This is a genomic window from Constrictibacter sp. MBR-5, from assembly GCF_040549485.1.
In the GTDB taxonomy this organism is placed as follows: domain Bacteria; phylum Pseudomonadota; class Alphaproteobacteria; order JAJUGE01; family JAJUGE01; genus Constrictibacter.
In genome coordinates this window covers 38,091-58,555 of record NZ_JBEPTK010000017.1, presented here as the reverse complement: position 1 = coordinate 58,555, position 20,465 = coordinate 38,091, and the positions used below count along the sequence as shown (strand labels likewise).

20 protein-coding genes are annotated in these 20,465 nt (G+C 68.1%); 6 read left to right on the top strand and 14 right to left on the bottom strand.

Annotated elements, in window-relative coordinates; all coding sequences use genetic code 11:
• Nucleotides 1-4: 4 nt before the first annotated feature.
• From ABIE65_RS23735 to ABIE65_RS23725, 3 genes are read right to left on the bottom strand one after another with little or no spacing between them, the layout of a single operon-like run.
• On the bottom strand, nucleotides 5-622 hold the full coding sequence (locus tag ABIE65_RS23735; RefSeq protein WP_354081257.1) for a cytochrome c oxidase subunit 3: 618 nt from the start codon (nucleotides 620-622) through the stop codon (nucleotides 5-7).
• Nucleotides 619-2,538, bottom strand: coding sequence for a cytochrome c oxidase subunit I (gene ctaD, locus ABIE65_RS23730; protein ID WP_354081256.1), 1,920 nt, complete (start codon nucleotides 2,536-2,538; stop codon nucleotides 619-621). The genes ABIE65_RS23735 and ctaD overlap by 4 nt, the downstream gene beginning before the upstream one ends.
• On the bottom strand, nucleotides 2,535-3,755 hold the full coding sequence (locus tag ABIE65_RS23725; protein WP_354081254.1) for a cytochrome c oxidase subunit II: 1,221 nt from the start codon (nucleotides 3,753-3,755) through the stop codon (nucleotides 2,535-2,537). Before ABIE65_RS23725 ends, ctaD begins: the two co-directional genes overlap by 4 nt.
• Before the next feature lie 67 nt (nucleotides 3,756-3,822).
• On the opposite strand from ABIE65_RS23725, the gene ABIE65_RS23720 reads away from it, so the two are divergent.
• The gene (locus tag ABIE65_RS23720) at nucleotides 3,823-4,863 is read left to right on the top strand and encodes an amidoligase family protein (protein WP_354081251.1); all 1,041 of its coding nucleotides are present in this window, start codon (nucleotides 3,823-3,825) and stop codon (nucleotides 4,861-4,863) included.
• Nucleotides 4,784-6,154 carry an NAD(P)/FAD-dependent oxidoreductase gene (locus ABIE65_RS23715; protein ID WP_354081298.1) on the top strand — a complete coding sequence of 457 codons (1,371 nt, stop codon included), beginning with the start codon at nucleotides 4,784-4,786 and terminating at the stop codon, nucleotides 6,152-6,154. The genes ABIE65_RS23720 and ABIE65_RS23715 overlap by 80 nt, the downstream gene beginning before the upstream one ends.
• On the opposite strand, the gene ABIE65_RS23710 is transcribed toward ABIE65_RS23715, so the two are convergent.
• The 5 genes from ABIE65_RS23710 to ABIE65_RS23690 all read right to left on the bottom strand — a co-directional run bounded on the left by ABIE65_RS23710 (nucleotide 6,120) and on the right by ABIE65_RS23690 (nucleotide 12,226).
• Nucleotides 6,120-6,749 carry an inner membrane-spanning protein YciB gene (locus tag ABIE65_RS23710; protein ID WP_354081249.1) on the bottom strand — a complete coding sequence of 210 codons (630 nt, stop codon included), beginning with the start codon at nucleotides 6,747-6,749 and terminating at the stop codon, nucleotides 6,120-6,122. The genes ABIE65_RS23715 and ABIE65_RS23710 overlap by 35 nt on opposite strands.
• Nucleotides 6,746-8,305 (bottom strand): GH3 family acyl-acid amido synthetase, encoded by a 1,560-nt coding sequence (locus ABIE65_RS23705; protein ID WP_354081247.1) that lies wholly within the window; start codon nucleotides 8,303-8,305, stop codon nucleotides 6,746-6,748. The genes ABIE65_RS23710 and ABIE65_RS23705 overlap by 4 nt, the downstream gene beginning before the upstream one ends.
• Nucleotides 8,302-10,566: a penicillin acylase family protein gene (locus tag ABIE65_RS23700; RefSeq protein WP_354081245.1), complete on the bottom strand. Its 2,265-nt coding sequence runs from the start codon at nucleotides 10,564-10,566 to the stop codon at nucleotides 8,302-8,304. Before ABIE65_RS23700 ends, ABIE65_RS23705 begins: the two co-directional genes overlap by 4 nt.
• A gap of 90 nt (nucleotides 10,567-10,656) precedes the next feature.
• On the bottom strand, nucleotides 10,657-11,376 hold the full coding sequence (locus ABIE65_RS23695) for a ParB N-terminal domain-containing protein (protein ID WP_354081243.1): 720 nt from the start codon (nucleotides 11,374-11,376) through the stop codon (nucleotides 10,657-10,659).
• A gap of 535 nt (nucleotides 11,377-11,911) precedes the next feature.
• Nucleotides 11,912-12,226: a LysE family translocator gene (locus tag ABIE65_RS23690; RefSeq protein ID WP_354081241.1), complete on the bottom strand. Its 315-nt coding sequence runs from the start codon at nucleotides 12,224-12,226 to the stop codon at nucleotides 11,912-11,914.
• Between the two features lie 192 nt (nucleotides 12,227-12,418).
• Here ABIE65_RS23690 and ABIE65_RS23685 point away from each other — a divergent pair, with 192 nt between their 5' ends.
• From ABIE65_RS23685 to ABIE65_RS23670, 4 genes are all read left to right on the top strand, one after another.
• On the top strand, nucleotides 12,419-12,778 hold the full coding sequence (locus tag ABIE65_RS23685) for a hypothetical protein (RefSeq protein WP_354081239.1): 360 nt from the start codon (nucleotides 12,419-12,421) through the stop codon (nucleotides 12,776-12,778).
• Nucleotides 12,779-12,879: 101 nt separating this feature from the next.
• Entirely contained in the window at nucleotides 12,880-13,338 is a 459-nt protein-coding gene (locus ABIE65_RS23680) for a DUF3489 domain-containing protein (protein WP_354081237.1), read from the top strand.
• 131 nt (nucleotides 13,339-13,469) lie between these two features.
• On the top strand, nucleotides 13,470-14,030 hold the full coding sequence (locus ABIE65_RS23675) for a Ros/MucR family transcriptional regulator (protein ID WP_354081235.1): 561 nt from the start codon (nucleotides 13,470-13,472) through the stop codon (nucleotides 14,028-14,030).
• Nucleotides 14,031-14,450: 420 nt separating this feature from the next.
• A complete protein-coding gene (locus ABIE65_RS23670) occupies nucleotides 14,451-15,305 on the top strand; it encodes an isocitrate lyase/PEP mutase family protein (protein WP_354081233.1) in 855 nt (284 codons plus the stop codon).
• A 463-nt stretch (nucleotides 15,306-15,768) separates the two neighbouring features.
• On the opposite strand, the gene ABIE65_RS23665 is transcribed toward ABIE65_RS23670, so the two are convergent.
• The 6 genes from ABIE65_RS23665 to ABIE65_RS23640 all read right to left on the bottom strand — a co-directional run bounded on the left by ABIE65_RS23665 (nucleotide 15,769) and on the right by ABIE65_RS23640 (nucleotide 20,381).
• The gene (locus tag ABIE65_RS23665) at nucleotides 15,769-16,149 is read right to left on the bottom strand and encodes a DUF6362 family protein (RefSeq protein WP_354081231.1); all 381 of its coding nucleotides are present in this window, start codon (nucleotides 16,147-16,149) and stop codon (nucleotides 15,769-15,771) included.
• Nucleotides 16,142-16,342: a hypothetical protein gene (locus tag ABIE65_RS23660; RefSeq protein ID WP_354081229.1), complete on the bottom strand. Its 201-nt coding sequence runs from the start codon at nucleotides 16,340-16,342 to the stop codon at nucleotides 16,142-16,144. Before ABIE65_RS23660 ends, ABIE65_RS23665 begins: the two co-directional genes overlap by 8 nt.
• Nucleotides 16,343-16,583: 241 nt before the next feature.
• A complete protein-coding gene (locus ABIE65_RS23655; protein WP_354081227.1) occupies nucleotides 16,584-19,046 on the bottom strand; it encodes a phage/plasmid primase, P4 family in 2,463 nt (820 codons plus the stop codon).
• A complete protein-coding gene (locus tag ABIE65_RS23650) occupies nucleotides 19,046-19,381 on the bottom strand; it encodes a hypothetical protein (protein ID WP_354081225.1) in 336 nt (111 codons plus the stop codon). The genes ABIE65_RS23655 and ABIE65_RS23650 overlap by 1 nt, the downstream gene beginning before the upstream one ends.
• Nucleotides 19,381-19,575: a hypothetical protein gene (locus ABIE65_RS23645; protein ID WP_354081223.1), complete on the bottom strand. Its 195-nt coding sequence runs from the start codon at nucleotides 19,573-19,575 to the stop codon at nucleotides 19,381-19,383. Before ABIE65_RS23645 ends, ABIE65_RS23650 begins: the two co-directional genes overlap by 1 nt.
• Nucleotides 19,572-20,381 carry an RNA polymerase sigma factor gene (locus ABIE65_RS23640; RefSeq protein ID WP_354081221.1) on the bottom strand — a complete coding sequence of 270 codons (810 nt, stop codon included), beginning with the start codon at nucleotides 20,379-20,381 and terminating at the stop codon, nucleotides 19,572-19,574. Before ABIE65_RS23640 ends, ABIE65_RS23645 begins: the two co-directional genes overlap by 4 nt.
• Between the last annotated feature and the right edge of the window lie 84 nt (nucleotides 20,382-20,465).

Below are 20,465 nucleotides of genomic sequence, written 5' to 3'. Positions count from 1 at the left end.
ACTCTCACAACCAGCGCGGCGCCCAATAGAGCACCAGGTAGATGGGCAGGAACACGGCGGCGACGAAATACCAGTAGAGCGTGTCCACGACGACGCCGAGCTGTCGTTCCGAGGTGAAGTAGTCCATCCAGGCCAGTACGGCGACGACTGCGGTTCCGAGGATCGCCGAGACCACATGGGTGAAGTGGAAGCCGGTGATCGCCCAGAGGATCGAGCCGTAGGCATGCTCGTCCCACCGCACCCCGAAGGCGGCGAACTGGAGCCAGCGGAAGACGAGCGCGAGGCTCGCCAGCGCCACGCTCGCCGTCACGCCCATGGCCAGCTGCGTCTTCCGGTCGGCGTCACTGCCGCGTCCGGCCCACCACATGGTCACGCTGCTGAGCGGCAATACGCAGAGAACCACTGTCGCCCAGAAAGGATCCGGCGGTTTGATCCCGGCCGGCGGCCAGGTCTCGCTCTGCGACATGAGGTAGAAGTAGCTCGTGAGCAGATTGGCTACGACGGCGGCCTCGATCGCCACGGCGCCCAGGACGCCCCACCAGAGCGGATGCGTATGTGGCGTCAGGCGCGGCAGCCCGGACGCGTCGACAGCGATCTCGGTTTCGATGGCGGCGTCGGTCAAATCACCTCGCTTCGCCTGCGCGGCAGGAACCAGAACACGAACGTGGCGAACGCGCCGAATATCCCGGCGACGTAGAACCACGGGCTGAAGATCAGACCGAAGAAACAGACCGACAGGACAACGGCGGAATAGAATGGCCACGGCGTCGGGGTGGGGAGGATCTGCACGGACTGCGGCCGCGCATCCAACAGGGTCGTCACGATCGTCTCGCGACGGTCGATGCGCATTCCCCCGACCACGGCGCGCCTGCCGGTGCGCTCCCAGTCCCATATCGGCTGGTCGCTGCGCACGACGATCTGCTCGGCGAAATTGCAGTTGAGCGGCGGTGAGGTCGTCGCCCACTCAAGCGTCGGCGCGTGCCACGGGTTCGCCGGCGCCGCGTCGCCCGCCCGAAGGCTGCGGAACACGTTCCAGAAGGTCAGCGCGAAGCCGGCGGCCAGGACGAAGGCACCGACGGTGGCGAGCTGGTTCAGGAAGTCCCAGCCGAGGCCCGGCAGGTACGTGTAGATCCGCCGCGGCATCCCCTCCAGTCCGAGTTGGTGCATCGGAAAGAAGGTCAGGTTGAAGCCGACGAACGCGATGCCGCAGCTCCACTTCCCCAGGCGCTCGTGGAGCATCCGGCCGGTGACCTTCGGGAACCAGTAGTAGAGCCCTGCCAGCAACGGGAAGACCGCTCCACCCACCAGCACGTAGTGGAAGTGCGCGACGACGAAATAGGTGTCATGGACCTGCCGGTCGAACGGTACCGAGGCGACCATCACCCCCGTGAGCCCGCCGGTCACGAAGATCGCGAAGAAGCCGAGAACGAACAGCATCGGCGTATCGAAGCGGATCCTGGCGCCCCACATCGTCGCGATCCAGCAGTAGATCTGCACGCCCGACGCGATGGCGATCATCGACGAGGCCGCCTGAAAGAACGAGCGTCCGAGCAGTGGAAGGCCCGTCGCGTACATGTGATGGACCCAGAGTCCGAAGCTCACCATGCCCACGCCGACGATCGCGAGCACCAATGCCGTGTAGCCGAAGACCGAGCGCTGGGTGAAGGTGACCACGATGGTGGTGACGATGCCGAGCGCGGGCACGAGGATGATGTAGACCTCCGGGTGGCCGAAGAACCAGAAGAGGTGCTGCCAGAGGAGCGGTGAGCCGCCGAGGTCGGGATTGAAGAACTGCGTGTCGACGAGGCGGTCCATGGTGAGCATGGCGCTGGCGACGATCACCGACGGCATCGCGAACATGATCATGAAAGCCATGACCAGTGCGGCCCAGACGAAGATCGGCATCCGGTTCAGCGACATGCCCGGCGCGCGCAGCTTGAAGATGCTGACGATCAACTCGACGGCGGCGGTGAGCGCCGACACCTCGATGAAGGTGATCATCGTCACCCAGATGTCCACTCCCCGTCCCTCGGCGTATTCAGGACCGGAGAGCGGGACGTAGTTGAACCATCCGGCGGCGGGCGCCATGCCGACGAAGAGCGACGCGAAGAACACCGTCCCGCCGATGAGATAGATGTAGTAGCCGAAGGCGCTGAGTCGCGGGAACGCCAGATCCCGGGCGCCGATCATCAACGGCACGAAGTAGATCGCGACGCCCTCGACCGCCGGTATCGCGAACAGGAACATCATTGCCGTCCCATGGACGGTCATCACCTGATTGTACGTCTCCGGGCCGAGAAAATCGTTCAGTGGCGTGACGAGCTGCAGCCTCATCGCCAGCCCGAGCAGCCCCGCGATCAGGAAGAACGCGAACGAGGTAACGAGAAAGCGCAGGCCGATGCTGGTGTGGTTCACATGGGTGAACCAGCCGAAGAAGCCCGGCGGCGACAGCCAGGTCCGCTCGATCTCCGCCAACTCCTCGTGAATCGGATCGGTCCGGCGAGCGCGCAGGTCGAGGGCGGGGTCGATGTCGTTCATTTCAGCGCGCCGAGAAAATCGAGAAGGTGCTGGAGTTCCTCCGGTTCGGGTGCGATCGCGGGCATCAGGGCGCCGGGCTTGACCTCGTGAGTGCTGGTTATCCAGCCGCCGAGATTGCCACGGGTGTTGGGCAGCGTCGCGGCCGCCAGCGTCGCCCGGCTGGCGAGATGGGTGAGGTCGGGACCGGCCTGGCCATCGGCGGCGGTGCCCCGGATCGCGTGACACACGCCGCAGCCGTTTTTCAGGAATGCGTCGAGCCCGGGGCCGCTGGTCACCGCAGCATCCGCGGCCTGGTCTGCGACCCATGTTTCATAGGCGGGGCGGGGCTGAGCGACGACGACGAATCCCATGAGAGCGTGCTGCATGCCGCAGAACTCGGCGCACTGCCCGCGCCAGACGCCGGAGACAGCCGGCTGTGCGTAAAGCACGTTGTCCTTGCCCGGGATCAGGTCGGTTTTGCCCTGCAGGTTCGGCACCCAGAAGCTGTGGATCACATTGTCCGACGTCAGACGCAACCGCGCCCGCTCTCCCACCGGCAGATGCAGTTCGTTAGCCGTCACGGCGATCACCGCGCCGTTCTTGTCGAGGTAGCGGAACTCCCACCACCACATGCGCCCGTCGACTTCGACGGTCGGAGCGGTTGCGCTTCGACCGTCGGCGCCTTCGGTCTCATCGCCGATCATGACGCCCGTGTACGTCACCGCCACTACGGCGAGCGCCGGTGCCACCACGCCTCCCGAGACGACCAGCACCATCGATGCGCGGAAGGAGATCGGTCGCGACTGGCCGCCCCGCCACGCCAGGCTCAGGGCGATGACCAGCAATCCCAACGTAACGGCGAGAATCAGCGCGCCCGCACCGAAGAACCACCACGAGAGCAGCGCCATGAGGCGCGCGTCCTCGCTGGACGGCGCCAACACGCTCTGCGGGCCGTCGCATCCGGTAAGCAACAGGGCGGCTGCCATGGCGCTGACCGCGCGAAACCACCGCCGGGCTAGGCGCCGGCGGGCGGGCGACTGCCGTCGGCGCGGGTTGTCGTGGTGGTCGGGGCGGCCGACGACGATCATCGTGGGCCCTTGATCGGGACGATCGCGGCTGGACGATGTCGATAGGGCCACTTCTTTCCCTTGCGGCTTAAAGCGGAACTGAATGCCGGCGGTCCGGCCGCTGGATCGGTTGTGCGCTTCCAAGGCATCCGGCGCCGCAGACTTCGGCAACAGAGACTTCCGCGCGAAGTTCCCGGCTGGACGGGAACCCGGGCCCGAGCCTGCGGTTTCGCAGGCGATGATCTATCGTGCCGCCGGATCAACCGAAGCCGATGCGACGCCCATGTCGCTGTCGGCGATCACCGACCGCACCGGCTTCCGCTTTCCGCCGGTGACCGTCGGTCACGAGGGCGCGCCCCGTTGCGTGGGCGTGGAAGTGGAATTCGGCTCGATTACCCCGCGTGCCGCTGCGTCCGCCCTGCAGGGAGCGTTCGGCGGCCGGTCCTGCAGCGTGGACGACCACGATGTCCGGATCTCGGGCTCCGAGATCGGCGACTTCACCGTGAAGCTCGACACCCGCTATGCCCACCCGGCGGATCCGAACGACGGTTGGATGGGGCGTCTCCGGGCCCTGTCCGCGAAATATGTCGGGAAGGCCGCGCGCCATGTCGTGCCGTCGGAATTCGTCACCGCGCCGCTGCCGATGCACGACCTTCCGAAGCTCGAGCGGGCCGTCGACGTCCTGAGGAAGGCGGGCGCCAGCGGCACTTTCGAAAGATCGCTCTTCGCCTTCGCCGTTCACCTGAATCCGGAGGTTCCGAAGCGCGATGTCGAAACCGTGGTCGCGATCATGAAGGCGTTCGTGGGCCTCGACGATTGGCTGCGCGAGAGCTTTCAGCCCAAGCGTCTGCGGCGCACCTTGGGTTTTGCGGCGCCGTATCCGGAAGCCTACCGCCGCAGGCTCATGGACCCTGCCTACTGGCCCGATGCCGATGCGCTGATCGACGCCTACATCGACGCCAATCCGACCCGCAACCGTGACCTCGACATGCTTCCCCTGTTCCTGAACCTCGACGAGGAGCGGGTCCGCCGTCGGCTTCCGAAGGAGAAGATCGGCAGCCGGCCCGCATTTCATTATCGGCTGCCGGGCGCGCGGCTCGGGGACCCCGACTGGTGCATCGCGGCCATATGGAACGGCTGGGTGGCGGTTGAAACGCTCGCCGCGGACCGCGAGCGCCTCGATCTGATCTGCCGATCCTATCGGGCATTCTCCGGCAGTCCCGCAGCATGGGGCAGACGATCGGCGGCCCTGGCGTTCGGAGGATCCGATTCGCACTGAGAGGCTGCCGCCGCTGAACGGCAACCTATGGGCCGCGACGGCCGGGGAGGCGCCGCCGCGCACGGCCGTCGGTTCCGCAGACGAGGCTGATACGGTCGTCGTCGGCGGCGGCGTCACGGGCTTATCCGCGGCGCTGCACCTGTCCGAGCGCGGGCAGCGCGTGACCCTAATCGAGGCGGGCGATCTCGCGGGCGGCGCCACGGGCCGGTCGAGCGGTCAGGTGTTGCCGGGACTGAAGGCGCCGCCGTCCGCCTTGGAAGGACGCCTGAGCGCGGCGGCCGCCGCGCGGCTGGCGGCCTGGAGCGGCGGCGGCCCCGATCTCGTCTTCGATCTCGTCGCCAGGTGGAACATCGACTGCGCCGCCGTCCGCGCGGGCGCCGTCCAGGCCGCTGCCACCGCCCGCGGCATGAGAACGTTATGCCGATGGGCGCAGGAGTGGCGTGATCTCGGCGCGCCCGTGCGGGTGATCGACCGGGACGAGGCGGTGGTGCTGCTGGGTACGCCCGCCTATCGGGGTGGGGTCGTCGACGCCCGCGGCGGCTCCATCCACCCCCTGAACTACGCCTGGGGACTGGCCCGCGCGGCAACCGCGCTCGGAGCGAGGCTTTGCTTGCGGACCACCGCGAGTGCACTGCACCGCAGCCGCGACGGCTGGCGCGTGGAGACCGATGGCGGCGACGTGCGCTCCGCTTCAGTTGTCGTGGCGACGAACGCGTACAGCGGCTCGCTCATTCCCGGCCTGCATCGCAGCGTCGTCGCCCTGCGCGCCTCGCAGGTCGCGAGCCGGCCGCTCCCTGAGGGTATGCGCACGGCGATCCTGCCGCAGCGGCACGTGGCGTCGGACCGCAGGCGGGCGCTGATCTCCTTCCGGATATCGCCCTGCGGACGGCTGATCCTTGGAGGGCCTGGCGGCACGCGCGGCCTGCGCGGCCCGGCGCTGCACCGTGCGGCGCGGCGCACGGGACGGGCGCTGTTCGGTCATCTCGACGCGGTGGAATGGGAGTATGGCTGGTCCGGTCATGTGGCGATCACGCGGGATTCGCTGCCGCACCTGCACGAGCCGGAGCGCGGACTGCACGTGGCGCTCGGCTACAACGGCGAAGGACTGGCGCTCGGCACCGCCCTCGGCAAGCTTGTTGCCGAGCGGGTCTGCGGTCGGTCGGCGGAGTCGATGGATGTCGCGGTGACGCCGATCCGGCGGATTCCGCTGCACGGAGTGGTAGGCAAGGCGATCGCACTCGGCGAGAGGATCCTGCCTATCGTCGACCGGATCGAGCAGCGCCTGACCTGACCGTGCCGCGTCCTGCGGCCGGCTCGGCTCGCCAGTGCCGCTTCACGTAGCGCCACTGGGAGAGGGCGAAGAGCACGTCCAGCGGGATGATGCCGAAGACCTTGAAGTTGACCCAGACGTCGGTCGGCTGCGTGCGCCAGACGAGTTCGTTCGTGGCCGCCAGCAAAAGGAGAAAGATCGCCGCGCGCCAAGTGAGCCCGCGCCAGCCCTTGTCCGTCAGCCGCAGCGTTCCCTGGAAGACCTGCCGGAGCAGCGGCTTGTGCAGCAGCATCGACCCCATGAGGCCGAGGGCGTAGATCCCGTTGATGACGGTCGGCCGCAGCTTCACGAAGAGCTCCTCGTGAAAGGCGAGCGTCAGCCCGCCCATGGCGAGCGCGACCGCCGCGGTGAAGGCGGGCAGTACCGGAAGGCGGCGACGGCGCAGCCACGAGAAACCCATCGAGAAGACGATCGCCGCTATGAAGATGCTGGTGGCAGGCATGAAGCCGAACGCCTTATAGCCCGCGAAGAATGCCAGCAGGGGGCCGAACTCCAGCATCAGGCGCCCGAGGATCGCCTTTGGCGCCGGACCCTTGTCCGATCCGCCGTCGCTCATGCCGTACCGCCGCCCGCCCCGGCCGCGCCCTGGGCGTAGCGGGCCAGTTCCTCGATCCGGCCCGGCTCGTTCATGACCCGCGGCACTTTGTGCTGGCCCCCCAGCTTGCCGCGCTCGCGCATCCAGGCGGCGAAGGTGCCTTCCGGCGCCGCGACCGCCTTCGGCGGATCCATCCCGAATCCGCCCGCCCGATGGTCCCGGTAGTCCTGGTTGAGCGCGGAGAGGCGTTCGTCGAGCAGACGCTCGAACGCCCGGAGTGCTTCCCGCTGCGGCGGCGGGCCCGCGAACTCCACCACGTAGAGGTGGCCGCCGGGCGTGCCGCCGCCCTTCTCGTTGAAGACCGGGCCGACGGCGAAATCGTTCACGGGCTGGCCGATCGCGTTGGAGGCGGCATCGAGCACGGCCCTTTCGATCTCCTCGCCGATCAGATGCTCGCCGAAGGCGGACAGCGAATAGGAGGTGCGTCCGGAGATCAGCAGGCGCGGCGGGTCGAGATCGACGAACCGGACGGTATCCCCGAGCACATAGGCCCAGACGCCGGCGCAGCTGCTGAGAAGCAGGGCATAGTCGACGTCGCGCTCGACGTTTCCGATCCAGAAGCGCGGCGGCGTGGCCGACTGCAGATCGGCGGTCCGCACGAACTCGAAGAACAGCCCGTTGTCGAGGAGCATCCGCAGCCCGTCGCCGGGGTCGCGGTCCGCCACGGCGATGAATCCTTCGCTCGCCGGATAGACCTCGCGCAGCTCGGCGCGGCTCCCCTCGAGCAGCCGCTCGAAGCGGCCCCGATACGGGGCGAAGCTCACGCCGCCGTAGACGACGAGGTCCAGGGCCGGGTAGAGGTCTGCGAGCCTTCCCGGCGTGTCCGGCCGCAGCCGCGCCAACTGGTCGAAGAACAGCAGCATCCAGTTGGTCGTCCCGCCGACGGTCCGGATCGGCTCTTCCAGCGACCGCGGGCCGAGGGCCGCCATCTTCTCTTCCCAGTCGGCTATCCGCGCGAGATCGGGGGGAGGGAAGTAGAAGAGCCGCGCCCAGCGCGGCACCTCGCGTGCCGCGATGCCGCTGAGGTCGCCCGCGAAGATGCCGGGCGCCTCCTCCGCCATGGCGGTGCTGCCGCCCAGCATGAAGTTCTTGCCGTCCAGTACCCTGCTGTCGGGGCGGGCGGCGAGGTGGAACGTCAGCAGGTCGAGCACCGCGCGCCTGTTGGCCGACACCATCCGGCGTGACACGGGGATGTATTTCTGCTTGCCGGTGGTGGTGCCGGACGTGACGGCGAAATAGGGGATGCGTCCCGGCCACGTGACGTCGTCGAGCGTCGGAAAGCCGTCCTGCCAATATGCGGCCCAGAAATCCTCGTAGCGGCGCAGCGGCACGCGGTCCTGGAAGTCCTCGACGCTTCGGATCTCGCCGAAGCCGTGATCGCGTCCGAAGCGGGTCGTCCGCGCCTGCCGCACGAGACGCTGCAACTGCCGGCGCTGTGCCCGTGCCGGATCCATGCGCCCGAGCTGCCGGCCACGGAACGCCGCGTAGGCCCGGAGAAGCGGCGTCGCGCGGATCATGAGCGCGCCGGCCGTGTCCGCGCGGTTTCTGCGGGGTCCTTCGGGCTGAGAACCGTCAGGCGTCGGAAGTCGCGGCGCACCGTCTCCGGCCGCATCGGCACCGCGATATAGTCGCCGTTACGCCAGAGGGGCAGCTGATCGAGGAAGGTCGTGCTGCCGAGCCAGCCGTCCTGGCCGCCGAGCAGTACGAAACGGTTGGCGTCGAGGTCGGAGAGGTCCGAAACGTGCCGGGCGTTGGCGCCGAGCCGCACGGCGTGCCGGCCCGCCGCGAGCCCGTAGGCGGTCTTCATCACCGTCTCGTTGCCGCCGCCGACGGCCAGATCGGCGAAGCGGTAGCGACGACCGCTCCCGGGCAGGATCGAAAGGCCGTGCGACAGCCGCAGCCGGTGGATGTCGCCCCAGTTCCGGTGGCGCTTCGTGACCCGCGCCGCCCGACGCGCCGCCTCCCTCGCGGCGGCCGACAGCCTGTCTGCCGGCAGCGTCGCGAGGTCCTGGCCGAGCAGGGTCAGAGCGTCCCAGGTGGCGCTGTAGATCGCGAAGTCTCTCTCGCCGTGCAGCGCTTTCAGGAAGTGATGGATCAGCACCTCGAAGGCGAGGGCGCCGGCCGATTCCGCCGTGTGACGACCGTCCCAGTCCCGCAGCGCCGCACAGAGCCGCCGGACGTCGGCATCCGCCATACCGGGCGGCCCGACGGCCCGCAGCAGCGCGTCGCGCAGCGGCAGGGACGACGGCATCGAGACGTCCCGCTGCAGCGCCTGCAGATCCTCGACCGTCAGGTGGTCGGCGGCGCCTAGGATCGAGCGCAGGCGATCGACCCGCTCGTCCGGCGAAAAGAAGAAGCCGACCGGCATCGCCGCGGCGTCGGGACGGTCGTTCGCCGAGGCGACGAAACCGGCTGCGGGATCGACCGTCGACGGCAGATGCTTGGCGGTCGCCAGGTCGCGCCAGTGCGCATCGACATCCATGCCGACGACCAAGTCCGTCGGCGCGCCCTGCGGGCGGCGGGGCAGGTGCGCCGCCATCGCCTGTCCGACGCGACCCTCGCGGTCGGCGTAGATCATGTTCTGGGCGGGGACCGCGAAGCCGTCGATCGCGTCCATGAACCCGTCCCAGTCGCGCGCGCGGGCGAGCCGGAGCATCGCCGTGATCTCGTCGTTCGGCCGGTGCCCGATCCAGCGCAGGGCGAGCCTGCGGCCGGCGGGCATGTCGAGCATGGACACGTCGGATATGATCGGCCCGTAGGGCGTTTCGCGGACGGTGATCTCGCGGGCCTTGCCCCATCGGACGCGGATCCGCTCCCGGCGCTCCGCGATCGCGTCGTCGGGGAGGCCGGTCACGTCGATCAGGTCGCTGCTGGCGGCGTGCAGGCTCGTTCCGCCCCATCCGATCCAGGGATTGCGGCCCAGGGCGACCACCGGCACCCCGGGAATCATCAGTCCGACCGCGTGATATCCGGGCGACTTCATGCCGGCGATCAGCCAGAGGTTCGGCAGGGCGATGGGAAGATGCGGGTCGCTGGCGATCAGCGCGGCGCCGGTGGCGCTTCGACCGGCGGCGATCGCGAACGAGTTGCTTCCGCCGCGGCCCAGCCCGGCCAGGAGCGGTGCGCCGGGTCCGCCTTCGCCCGAGCCCGCGCCGGAAAAACTCGGTACGAAGCCCTCCCGCATCAGGCGCTGCCAGATCTGAGGCCAGTCCTCGCGCCGGCGCAGCCGCAGGAGGCGGTGCCAGACCCGCCAGCTGAAGTCGGTCGCAGCGAGCCGCCCGACCGCCACCAGATCCTCCATGCTCCACGGTTCGGCGCGCATTCCGAGAACGCGGAATTCCTCCGGCCGAACGCGCATGGCGCTGATCTGGGCGTTGATGCCGTCGGCGAACCCCGCGAGCCATTCGTGCGTCTCGGCCGGCAAGGCCGCGACCGCGGGCGGCGCTGCGCGGCCCAGCCCCAGCGTCCGGAGCATGCCGTCCAGCCCGACCGTCGCCGGTCCGAGGACCTCGGCCAGCCGCCCCCGTGCCGCGCGTCGCATGAACTCCATCTGGACGAGGCGAAGATGCGCATGCACCGCGCCGAGCCCCACGGCGAGATCCCGATCGTCGCCCGCCTCGATGAAGGGCACGTGATGATGGTTCCAGCGGATCTCCACCCGAGCCTTCAAGGGGAGGTCGTGCCGCACCAGCGCGTCCAGCCGCGTCTCGACGTCGAGGCGGGGCCTGCGGCCGGCAAGGACCGTCCCGATCCCGGCGCGTACGGCGAGTAAGGCCATTCCTCCGATCAGTCCGGCTCGGTGCATCATCATCGCTGGGGGCAATGTCGCATGCGTACGGTGACGCGGCAGATCCGTTGCGCTACGGGCTCACGCCATCAGAAGCACCGCGGCGCACCTGAGGTTCCGTATCGTCTTCCCGCCGAAGTTGGCCCAACCCGCTGCACCCGCTAGAGCCGGGAACTGGACCTCGATCCGCGCCGCACCCGGTCCTGTCGCTTCGTCCAGATGACGAAGGTCGACAGCGTCCACCTGCAGCCCCAAGCAGGCCTTCAGCGCGGCGAATGCGGGCGAACTCATGCAGATGTAGATGGCGCCCTTGGTCAGCGGCACGAACGCCGCACAGGCGGTCTGCAGGAAGGCGCCGAAGCCGTCGCCCAGCGCGTCGTTGGCGATGCGGCGCTTGCCGACACCCTGTGGTCGACGTTGTCGGGCGGATCCGTGAAGACCATGTCGGCCAGCGACCCCGCCCAGCACCCGCTGCACGTCCTCCGACTTCAGTGCATCGCCGCACAGCAGCCGGTGCTCACCCAGGCACCAGAGGTCGCCCGCACGACTGACCGGATCCACAGGCGGGGCAGGGGCCTCGTCGGCGAACGAGCCGCCCTGGCGGAAGTGGTCGAGCAGCGTGCCGATCTCGCTCTCGGCAAACCCGGCGAGCGAGAGATCCACACCCAGTGCATCGAGGTCTGCCACCTCTGCCGCGAGCAGATCCTGGTCCCAGCCGGCGTTCAGGGCGAGGCGATTGTCGGCGAGGATGTAGGCACGGCGCTCCGCCTCGCTGAGGCCCGCCAGCTCGATCACCGGCACGGTGCCTTCGGCTGGGCCAGCCCCAGCTTGCGCGCCGCCAGCAGGCGCTCGTGCCCGGCGATGACACGTTCTCGCCGTCGACCAGGATGGGATTGGTCCAGCCGAAGGCGTGGATAGAGGCGGCGATCTCGGCGAGTTGCTTCTCGGAATGGGTGCGGGCGTTGCACGCGTAGGGAATAAGGTAGCCGACCGAACGCTGTTCGACCGCGAGATCGGCGCCGGTCAGGCGTCCGTCTCCGGAGTTGGTCGACTGTATCGACGTCTTTGCCGAGGTTCCCGAAGCGCCGGAATGGCGGATATCCGCGGATGTGCGGGCCTCAGCCTGCATCGATACCCCCCTAGGGAATACGCGGTTGTAAGATAAGATGGGCGCCTCCGGTCCCATGAGGCAAAGGCCACAGCTATATGACTTCCCCGCCCCCTCTCCTATCTGCAATATCTCTAGGGCAAGGCCTGCGGGTTGTCAATCAATGCGATCTGCGCGTATCTGCTATCTACTACGATGACTGCGAAAAAATGCACAGACGGAGCGCCATTACTTTATCAGGCCTGCCCAATAAGATGATCGATGTCTGGCTGCGTCGGTCCGGCGATGGCGCACCGCCAATCCGACACCCAGCGCGATCATCAGGCCGCCGGAGGCTTCCCGCAGTCGTCGAATCACTCCCGGGCGCGATGCGGCCCCTTCGCGAACACGTCCCGCTGCGAATGCGACCACTATGTCGGCGAGGGCGTTGAGCGTGACTGACACCAAGCCCAGCACCATGAACTGGAGCGCGACGTCGCCCTTAGCCGGTTCGACGAATTGGGGGACGAAGGCGAGGAAGAATGCCGCAGTCTTCGGGTTCATCGCCTCGACCAGATCCGCGATGTTCCGGAACGGCGGCGGATACCGACCCGCGATCCTCCTCTCCAATGCCAGGAGCCGTGTGCGCTGGCCGGATCAATATCGGATTACCCGTTCTAATTGAGTGGCTATGGCTTCGCAGTAGAGCGATCAGTGTCTTCGACGCGGCGGCGAGCCGCAGAGGGGAGCGCGACGATGACCACGACGATCCTGGCGAGCGAGAACGAGGGCTGGGGTTTCTTCGCCACCCTGCGCGGGCATGCGGACCAGGGGGAGGCCTGGGCGCTGGCGCTGGCGGCGGTCGGGCGCGCCACGGGCTTTTCGCAGGAGGCGGTGCGGGACTTCCTCGACAGCCGGCACGGCCGGCACTTCGCCGACGACGTGGCGAACGGGCTGCACGCCGGGCTGGAATTGGCGGCGGCGATCGACGCGGCGGTGATGCGCTGGATGGGCTGGCGCATCGGGCGGCAGACGGAGCGCGACACCGGAATCCCGCGCGGCCTGCCCTACCTCACCGGCTTCGTCGGGCACTTCGAGGCGCCGCTGGCGGACTGACGCCGACACCCCTCCCGCACCGCCCCTGCGCCGTCCGCGGCCGGGGGCTCCGGGTCGTAGCAGGGACGCGATCGTGCGGACCCCCAAACCCGGAGACGACCATGAGCAACCTCACCGATACCCAGCGCCTCGTCCTCGCTGCCGCCGCACAGCGCGCCGACCGTTCGCTCCAGCCGCTCCCGGCGAGCCTGAAGGGCGGTGCGGCGCTCAAGGTGGTCAACGCCCTCGTGACGCGGGGACTGGCCGAGAAGGCCGACGATGGCGAGCGCATCAGCCAGCAGGGGCTGGCAGCCATCGGTATCGAGGTCGAGCAACCCGAGGCACCTTCCTCGGATGATGCGCCGAAAGCGAAGCCGCCCCGCACTGGTACGAAGCAGGCGCTGCTGATTAACATGCTGCGCCGGGACGAGGGCGCCACCATCGAGGAGGTGGTCGCGGCGACCGGCTGGCAGAGCCACACGGTGCGGGGCGCGATTGCCGGGGCGCTGAAGAGGAAGCTGCAGCTCGACGTCACCTCTGAGAAGGTCGAGGGCCGCGGGCGGGTCTACCGGATCGTGTAGCTTCACGACATAGCACCCCGATCCTGCGCCGCCGGCCTGATGTCGCGGCGTACTTCGTCGGGTCTGTCGCCCTCCACATCGTCTAGAGACGATTCGGTAACCTTTATTTCACTTTGGCGGGTGGGCCGCTGTTGCAGCTGCTCATGGCTAACCTATCTGCGGCAGTGATGGTTGCTGATTTTGATCGAGTGGAAGTCTTTATGTCCGATGACGCCGTTACCGACAAATTGACCGAGACCAAGCTGGCGGAGCTGACCGCGCAGATCGTGTCCGCCTTCGTTGCCAACAACTCCCTGCCCACTGCCGACCTGCCGACCCTCATCAAGGGTGTGTCGTCCTCGTTCGTGCGCGAGCAGGCGGCGCCGGAGCCAGAGCAGATCACGCCGGCGGTCCCGGTGCGCAAGTCGGTGGCCCCCGACCATCTCGTCTGCCTCGTGTGCGGCAAGCACCAGAAGACGCTGAAGCGGCACATCGCGACGTCGCATGGGATGACGCCGGATCAGTACCGCACGACGTTCGGGCTGAGTTCCGATTACCCGATGGTCGCAGCGGACTATGCCCAGGCGCGCTCCGACATGGCCAAGCGCATCGGGCTCGGCCAGAAGGGCCGGGCCAGCAAGGCGGCGGCTGCTGCTCCGTCTAAGCCTGCGCGCCGCGGGCGCCCGCCGAAGCAGGCGATGGCCGCGGAGTAGGATGCACCGGCGTCGGCGCGTCGGACATTGTCGTGGTTGGGGGACGTGCAATGTTGTGTGTCCCCCAACCGCATCGAGCCTCGTCACGCGGTGGCTGCAACGTCCGGCTTCGCTGCGATGATGTCGATCTCCACCAGCCATTCCGGGCGTCCCAGAATCGAGACGACGACGCCGGTCGAGACGGATTGCACGCCTCCCAGCCAGCGGCCGACGACCGGATAGACGGCGACGCGGAGACGAGGCGCGACGAGTCGGTGACGATCTTGCGGATATGCCGAAGATCGCTGCCGCACTCCTTCAGCAATATCTCCGGCTCGCTCGTCGCGCACGCGGCAGCGAGGAGAGGCATCTCATGCGCAGGGGGCATGGAAGGCATAATCGGCGTCTGTCGCCACCTCGCCCTGGCAAACGAGAGATCCGATGAACGCGCAACAGCACCGCCGCACGCTTCGAGCCGCGCTCGATACCGGCGATACCCTTGTCGCCCCCGGCGCCTATGACGCCGTCAGCGCCAAGCTGATCGAGCGGGCGGGCTTCCCCGTCGCCTACATCGGCAGCTACGCCACCGCAGCCAGCGAACTCGGCCTTCCGGACGTGGGCATTCTGACGCGTGACGATCTGGTCCGGAGGGCTGCGACTGTGGCGGCGGCGGTCGGTGTTCCGGTGATTGCGGACGCCGAGAACGGCTTTGCGAACGCTGCGAATATCTGGCGGACGGTCGAGGCGTTCGAGCGCGCCGGTGTTGCAGGTATCCACATCGAGGACCAGGAATTCGGGAAGCATGCCGACGTGCCGCAGGTCCTCGCCCCGCTGGACACGATGCTTCAGAAGATCCGCGCAGCCGTGGACGCCCGCCAGGATCCGAACTTCCTCATCATCGCACGGACGGATGCCGTTCTGGCGCAGAAGGACGTCGGCGAGGCCGTGCGGCGGATGCAGGCCTTTGTCGAGGCAGGTGCGGATATGGTCTTTCCCGCCGGGATGCTGCCCAGCGACCTGAAGGCCGTACGTAGCCAGATCCCGGGCAGGGTAGTCGTCACCGATAAGCGCGGCTTCAGTGTTGCCGACGAGAAGGCTGCGGGTGCGAACCTGGTACTTTACTACGGCTTCACTCTCTTCGCCGCCTATCAGGCCGTGGAAGCGGCGCTCGCCGCCTTCCGGCAGACCGCGGATGCCGATGAGGGGCCGCGTGTTCGCGATCAGGCGCCGGCCTTCGAGAAGTTCATCGGCTACGACGCCTTTGTGGCGCGCGCGCGGAAGTACGGCCTTGCTTGACCATCACTCCGTCGGTCCGGCGAGGAGGCTGGGGTAGCCTGCAACATGGACCGCGCTGTCGCGGTGGGTCGGATCGGTGCGAGGCGAGGCAGCGTCCGGCGCGGCTTCCGTGGTGGACTCCGCCGAGTGGATCCAGGTGGATCCCGGAGTCCAGCTGGAGTCCACCGGAGTCCACCCGGAAAGTGGCGGGTTTCTGCGGCTTTGGGCGTCTATCGGACGGGTGGATTCCGGGGTGGCTTCCCAAAAAATCCGCCCTGACGCTGGCGATATGCCGCGCTGGGTCCTCCCGCTTACGACCGGCGCCAGGAAGGACCCGCGAACTCCCCGTGCGCGATGCCGCAGCGTGGTCCGCCTCAACGCAAACGGGAGAGCGAGCCCCGAGGCGCACTCTCCCGATATTGCCCAACGGATAGCCCGGCGATGTTGCGGGTGTCGAACGAAAAAGTGTTGCTACACATTGGACTCACTGGGCATTCAGCCGTGCCGCGATCTTGGTGAGCGCCAGCTGCCAGCGCCGCCAGGCGGTCGTGCGGTCGCAGCCGAGCTCATAGCTGATCAGCTTCCATGGCACGCGCGCGGCGCGCGACCAGACGACCTTGCGCTCGTCGACGTCGATCCAGTGCACCCAGTCGAACGTCTGTTCGAGCCGGGCGATGGCCGCCGTCGAAGGCCAGATCCGCATCGGCTGGGGCTCCATGGCGGCGATCTCCCGGCTGCTGCGCACGATCTCCGGCCAGCGGTTGAAGTACCCCTGCACCCTGACCGGGGGCAGCTTGCGCAGCGTGCGGAACGCCTCCGCGAAGTGGTCGGCGACGGCCTCGGCGGTCCAGTCCTGGTCAGACATCGTGCGCCTCCGTGATGCGGCGGCTCGGGCCATAGAGCTTCTCGCCGAGCTGGCGGACGAGCTCGCGCTCCAGCCAGGTCAGCCGATCGTCGTTCGCCGCCACGGCGAGCAGGCCCTGCTCGCGCCAGCCGTCGCGCTTGATCTGCTCGGGATCGCGGCGCCTGCCGCCATAGCCTCTCGGGTGCCACGTCATGCGACACCTCCGTTGGACACGGCGGGACTGATGCCGCACGCGCGGGCCGCCGCCATCAGCCGGCCGGAGAAGGCGAGCGCGAGCAGCGCGTCGGGCCAGCCGCCCATCCTCCTGGTGACGGACGTTGCGGATGTGACGGGTTGTTCCTTATCCCCGCCACACGCGCGCATGCGCGCGCGCGAGACGGTTATAAGGGGATGATCCGTCACATCCGTCACGTGCACTGGTTCTAAAGGCAATTTCATCCTCCGGGATGCAGGTCAGAATTGCAGTCGCGAAGCCCGATCCCGCGGAATCCGCGGGCCGAGTTGGTGTTTCGCCGCTCGTATCCGCGGGTGGTGAGGGACTCGCTGAATCGCTTCTGCGAGCCCGCGTATTCGCCATTGGCTTCCGCCCAGGCTTTCCAGTCGCCGTAGAGCATGGCGGAGGTCGCGCTCCGACTTGGCCCGACGGTGCAGCGCTCCTCGATCCAGCGTCCTACTGCGTCCTCGGCCTCGAAGTAGTCCTCGGTCGCCGCCATCACGGCGGCAGGCGGCCGGAGGCCGGTGCGCTGCCATTCGAGGCAGCCGGCAAGCGCCCAGGCGAAGATGCCGTCGCGCTCGGCGAGGAGACGGTCGGAGAGGCTCTTGTCGCGCTTGGCCGGCGGGATGGTGACCGTGAACGGCACCATGTGCAGGCGCCGACGCATCGCCTCGTCGACGTTGCGGATTGAGGGCTTGTGGTTGCCGACGACCAGCAGCTTGAACTGCGGCGTGAACTCGAAGAAGTCCTGGCGCATGAAGCGCGCCGTGATCCTGTCGCCCCCCGTGAGCGCCTTCAGCTTGCTCTCGGCCCAGCGGCTGCCCTGTTCGGTCTCTATCGATGTGACCATACGTGCGCCACGAAGCCCGGCCATATCGGTCGGGTGGCGGTCGCCGTGCGTCGCCATGAACATGTCCATCGCGGCGGCGGTGGCGTAGTCGCCCATGATCGCGGTGAGTGTGTTCGCGAAGACCGATTTGCCGTTCGCTCCGGTACCGTAGAAGAAGAAGAGCGCGTGCTCTGTCGTGACACCTGTCAGGCAATAACCTGCCATCCGCTGGAGGTAGGCCTGCAGGTCGCGGTCGCCGCCGCTGAGCGTTTCGAGGAACGCCATCCAGATCGGACAATCACCTCCGGGTGCCGCGCCGGCGAGCTTCGTCATGTAGCGCTGGGGATCGTGCCGGCCGCTGGCGCCGGACCGGAGATCGACGATTCCGGCGGGCGTGTTGATCGACCAGGGATCACCGTCCCAGATCTCGGTCGTGCTGGCGTGCCGGCGATCGGAGCGGGCTAGCCGCTCGACTGCCGCAACGGTGGCGGCGGTCGAGAGCTTCGTCCGAATCTTTGCCGTCTCTGCGCACACCGCCGCCTCGCGGCAGATGCGACGCGCCAGGTCGAAGGCCTGCAGCGTATTCTCGCGGCGCCAGACTGCGCCGCTCCAGGTCAGCCACTGCCCCCAGGGTGCGACGTAGCGCCAGCCCTCCTGGTGCCGGTCGGCAAACGCATCGGCGAGCGCGTCCTCGGTGAAGCCAACCGGTGCAGGGCCATCGTCGCCATCGCCGCCACCGCCTTCGGCGCCGTCTCTCCAATGGTCCGGCCAGTCCACGGGCGCGTCGCTCGCGGGCGTGCACCTCTGCAGCACCCGGTCGATCTCACGGTCGAGATCACCGCGATCGGCATACTTGGCGCCGATCCCGTTCGGGTGGGCAGCAATCACGGTCTGGATCTCCTGCCTGGTCCAGCCTTCCCGGTGCAGATTGGCGATCACGTCGAACAGGGCGCGGGATCGCTCGCCTTCGGGCCGGCCGCGGATGATCTTGTGTCGCAGCCAGCCCGGAAGGGCTGCGAACCTGTCGGTCAGTTCCGGGGGCACTTCCGGCCGGTCCGGATGCGGCGAGCGCGCGTTATGCGTCTGGGTCGTCGGGTCGGTGTCCAGCCTCCGATCGCGACCCATGGATCCGGCACGGTCCGAGAGTGCGTGCGCATCGAGCGCCGCCCTGAGATCACCGACGGCGGTGAGCGACCCGTCCCACGGCTGCAGGACGGTCACGAGTTGCGGCTCCCGCGGACGGCCGAACCGGTGCACCTTCTTCGCGTTCGGCCAGTTCAGGCAGCCCGGCACGCGCCAGACGTGACTGAGATCCTTCGAGCCGTGGTCGGTGCCGTGGAATTCGGTCAGTGCTGCCGCGATCGGCTTCGCCGCCTCGCCACCGAGGATCTCGTCGAGCAGATAGAAGTGCTGGCGGTTCGCCTGCGGCGTCACCGACGTCTGCAGGACGTAGTTCGCCGGCAGCAGCAGTTCGGTGGCCCCTTTGTCGCGGTCCGGGTCGTCGTCGATGACGAAGCCCAGTACGCCGATCACGTCCTCTTCCTGGCCCTTCTTGCCGCGAGAAAGATCGGAACGCAGGACCGCGAGCGGGATGTAGACGTTCCGGTACCGATCCCGGCCGAGGCGCACCACGGCTGCGACCATTCCGTCGACGTCGCCGATCCGGAAATGTTCAACCGCTGCCGAGATCGGCGCCCCGGTCTTGCCGGTCCTGGGGTTGGTGCCGTCGGGATCCTCGCCATAGCTTGCGACCACCAGCTGCCCGCTGCCGCTCAGCGGGTGGGCCAGCTGGTGCAGCATCTCGACGTGCGCCCGGATCTCGGCGGAGACAGGCGCGGTGGCCTCGGCCGCCATCAATCCCGCTCGCGACGCAGAGCAGCTTCCACCGCCGGATCGGTGCCCGTGCCGCCGGCCTCCCGCGCGAGCTTGTAAAGCCGCTGGAGTGCCGAGCAGCGGCGGTATGCAGCCGCGCTGTCCCGCTCGGCGGCAATGATGGCGAAGGCGACGTCGTCGATCTTCGCCCGGTCGATCGCCAGCAGAGCGCCGGCGTCGCGGCTCGGGTGCTGCGGGACGTGAATCGTCTCGGGGAGGTCCTCCAGGCCGTAGTGCACCTGACGAAGACGGGCGAGATGATCCGGCGTCTCTGGCATGTCGCTGCTCTGTCGGATGAAGCAGGCGGGAATGCGCATCAGGCGGCCTCCGAGCCAACGGAGGCGGAATCGCCGACATAGACCGCAAGGAGCGGCGTACCGTCGGTATGCGTGCCGGCATTCTCGATCCGGTAGAACCTGTTCGGCACGAAGACCTCGGTCAGTTCCCAGCGCCGGTAGAGGCCCGGCAGCCGCTTGAGGTCGTCGGGCGAGGGATCGGAGGAGTGGTTCATGCGACGCTGCCTTCAATCGGAGTGGAGCGCTTCAAGGCGTTCACATTCCAAAAGCCACCGACGCCTGCGGATTGGGACACTGGGTCAGCAATTTCTTGGAGGACGTCGCGCAGCTTCCGCGTCGCGCGCTGGTAGCGCTTGCGGGTTGCCGCCTCGGACAGGCCGATCTCGACGGCGGCCTCGGCCTGCGAAAAGCCCTCGACCGCTACGCGGATCACGAGCGTCGCATCCGCGCCGATCAGCCGCCGGATATCGGCGTGCAGGTGCGCGTCAGCTCCCGTGGGATGCAGCCCAGCCCGATCGGCGAGCATGTCGTCGGACCCGATGCTTTTCGTGACGCTTTCGCGCTCCGCCTCGCGCTGGCGTGCCCGGATCATGTCGCGCTCGATGTTCCGGAGAACCGTTGCAGCGATACGATTGACGCGCTCCAGGTTGATGCCGCGGACCGCCTCGGTGGTCCGAGCCAACAGATCGGCTGCGATGTCGTCCGCCGAGCCGGGCCTGCGCCAGATCAACCGGCGCCGGATGGCATCCAGGCCGGGCCAGAGCGCCAGTAACAGTGCCGTCAGGGCGCAATCGGACGCGGGCTCGTCGTTCTGCGCCGCCTCGACCAGTGCCGTGAGAATGAGGTTCTTCCGGTCCGGGCCGTCCGGCCCGTGGTGCAACGCGTCGAGCATCGCCGCCGGATCGTGGAACGGTGCGAGAAGATCGTTCGCTTGCCGGAGCGTGTCGAAGCTGCGCTGGAAGCGGAGGGTGGAGGAGGTTCGCATGAGGTGGTCGCGGATCTCATGCCACGCGTAGGACATCGGACGCCTGCCTTGCGGCCAGGCGTCCGGCGCCTTCTCGTGGCCAGGTCAGGACGTCATGCGTCTCTGCGATTTCAGGGGATC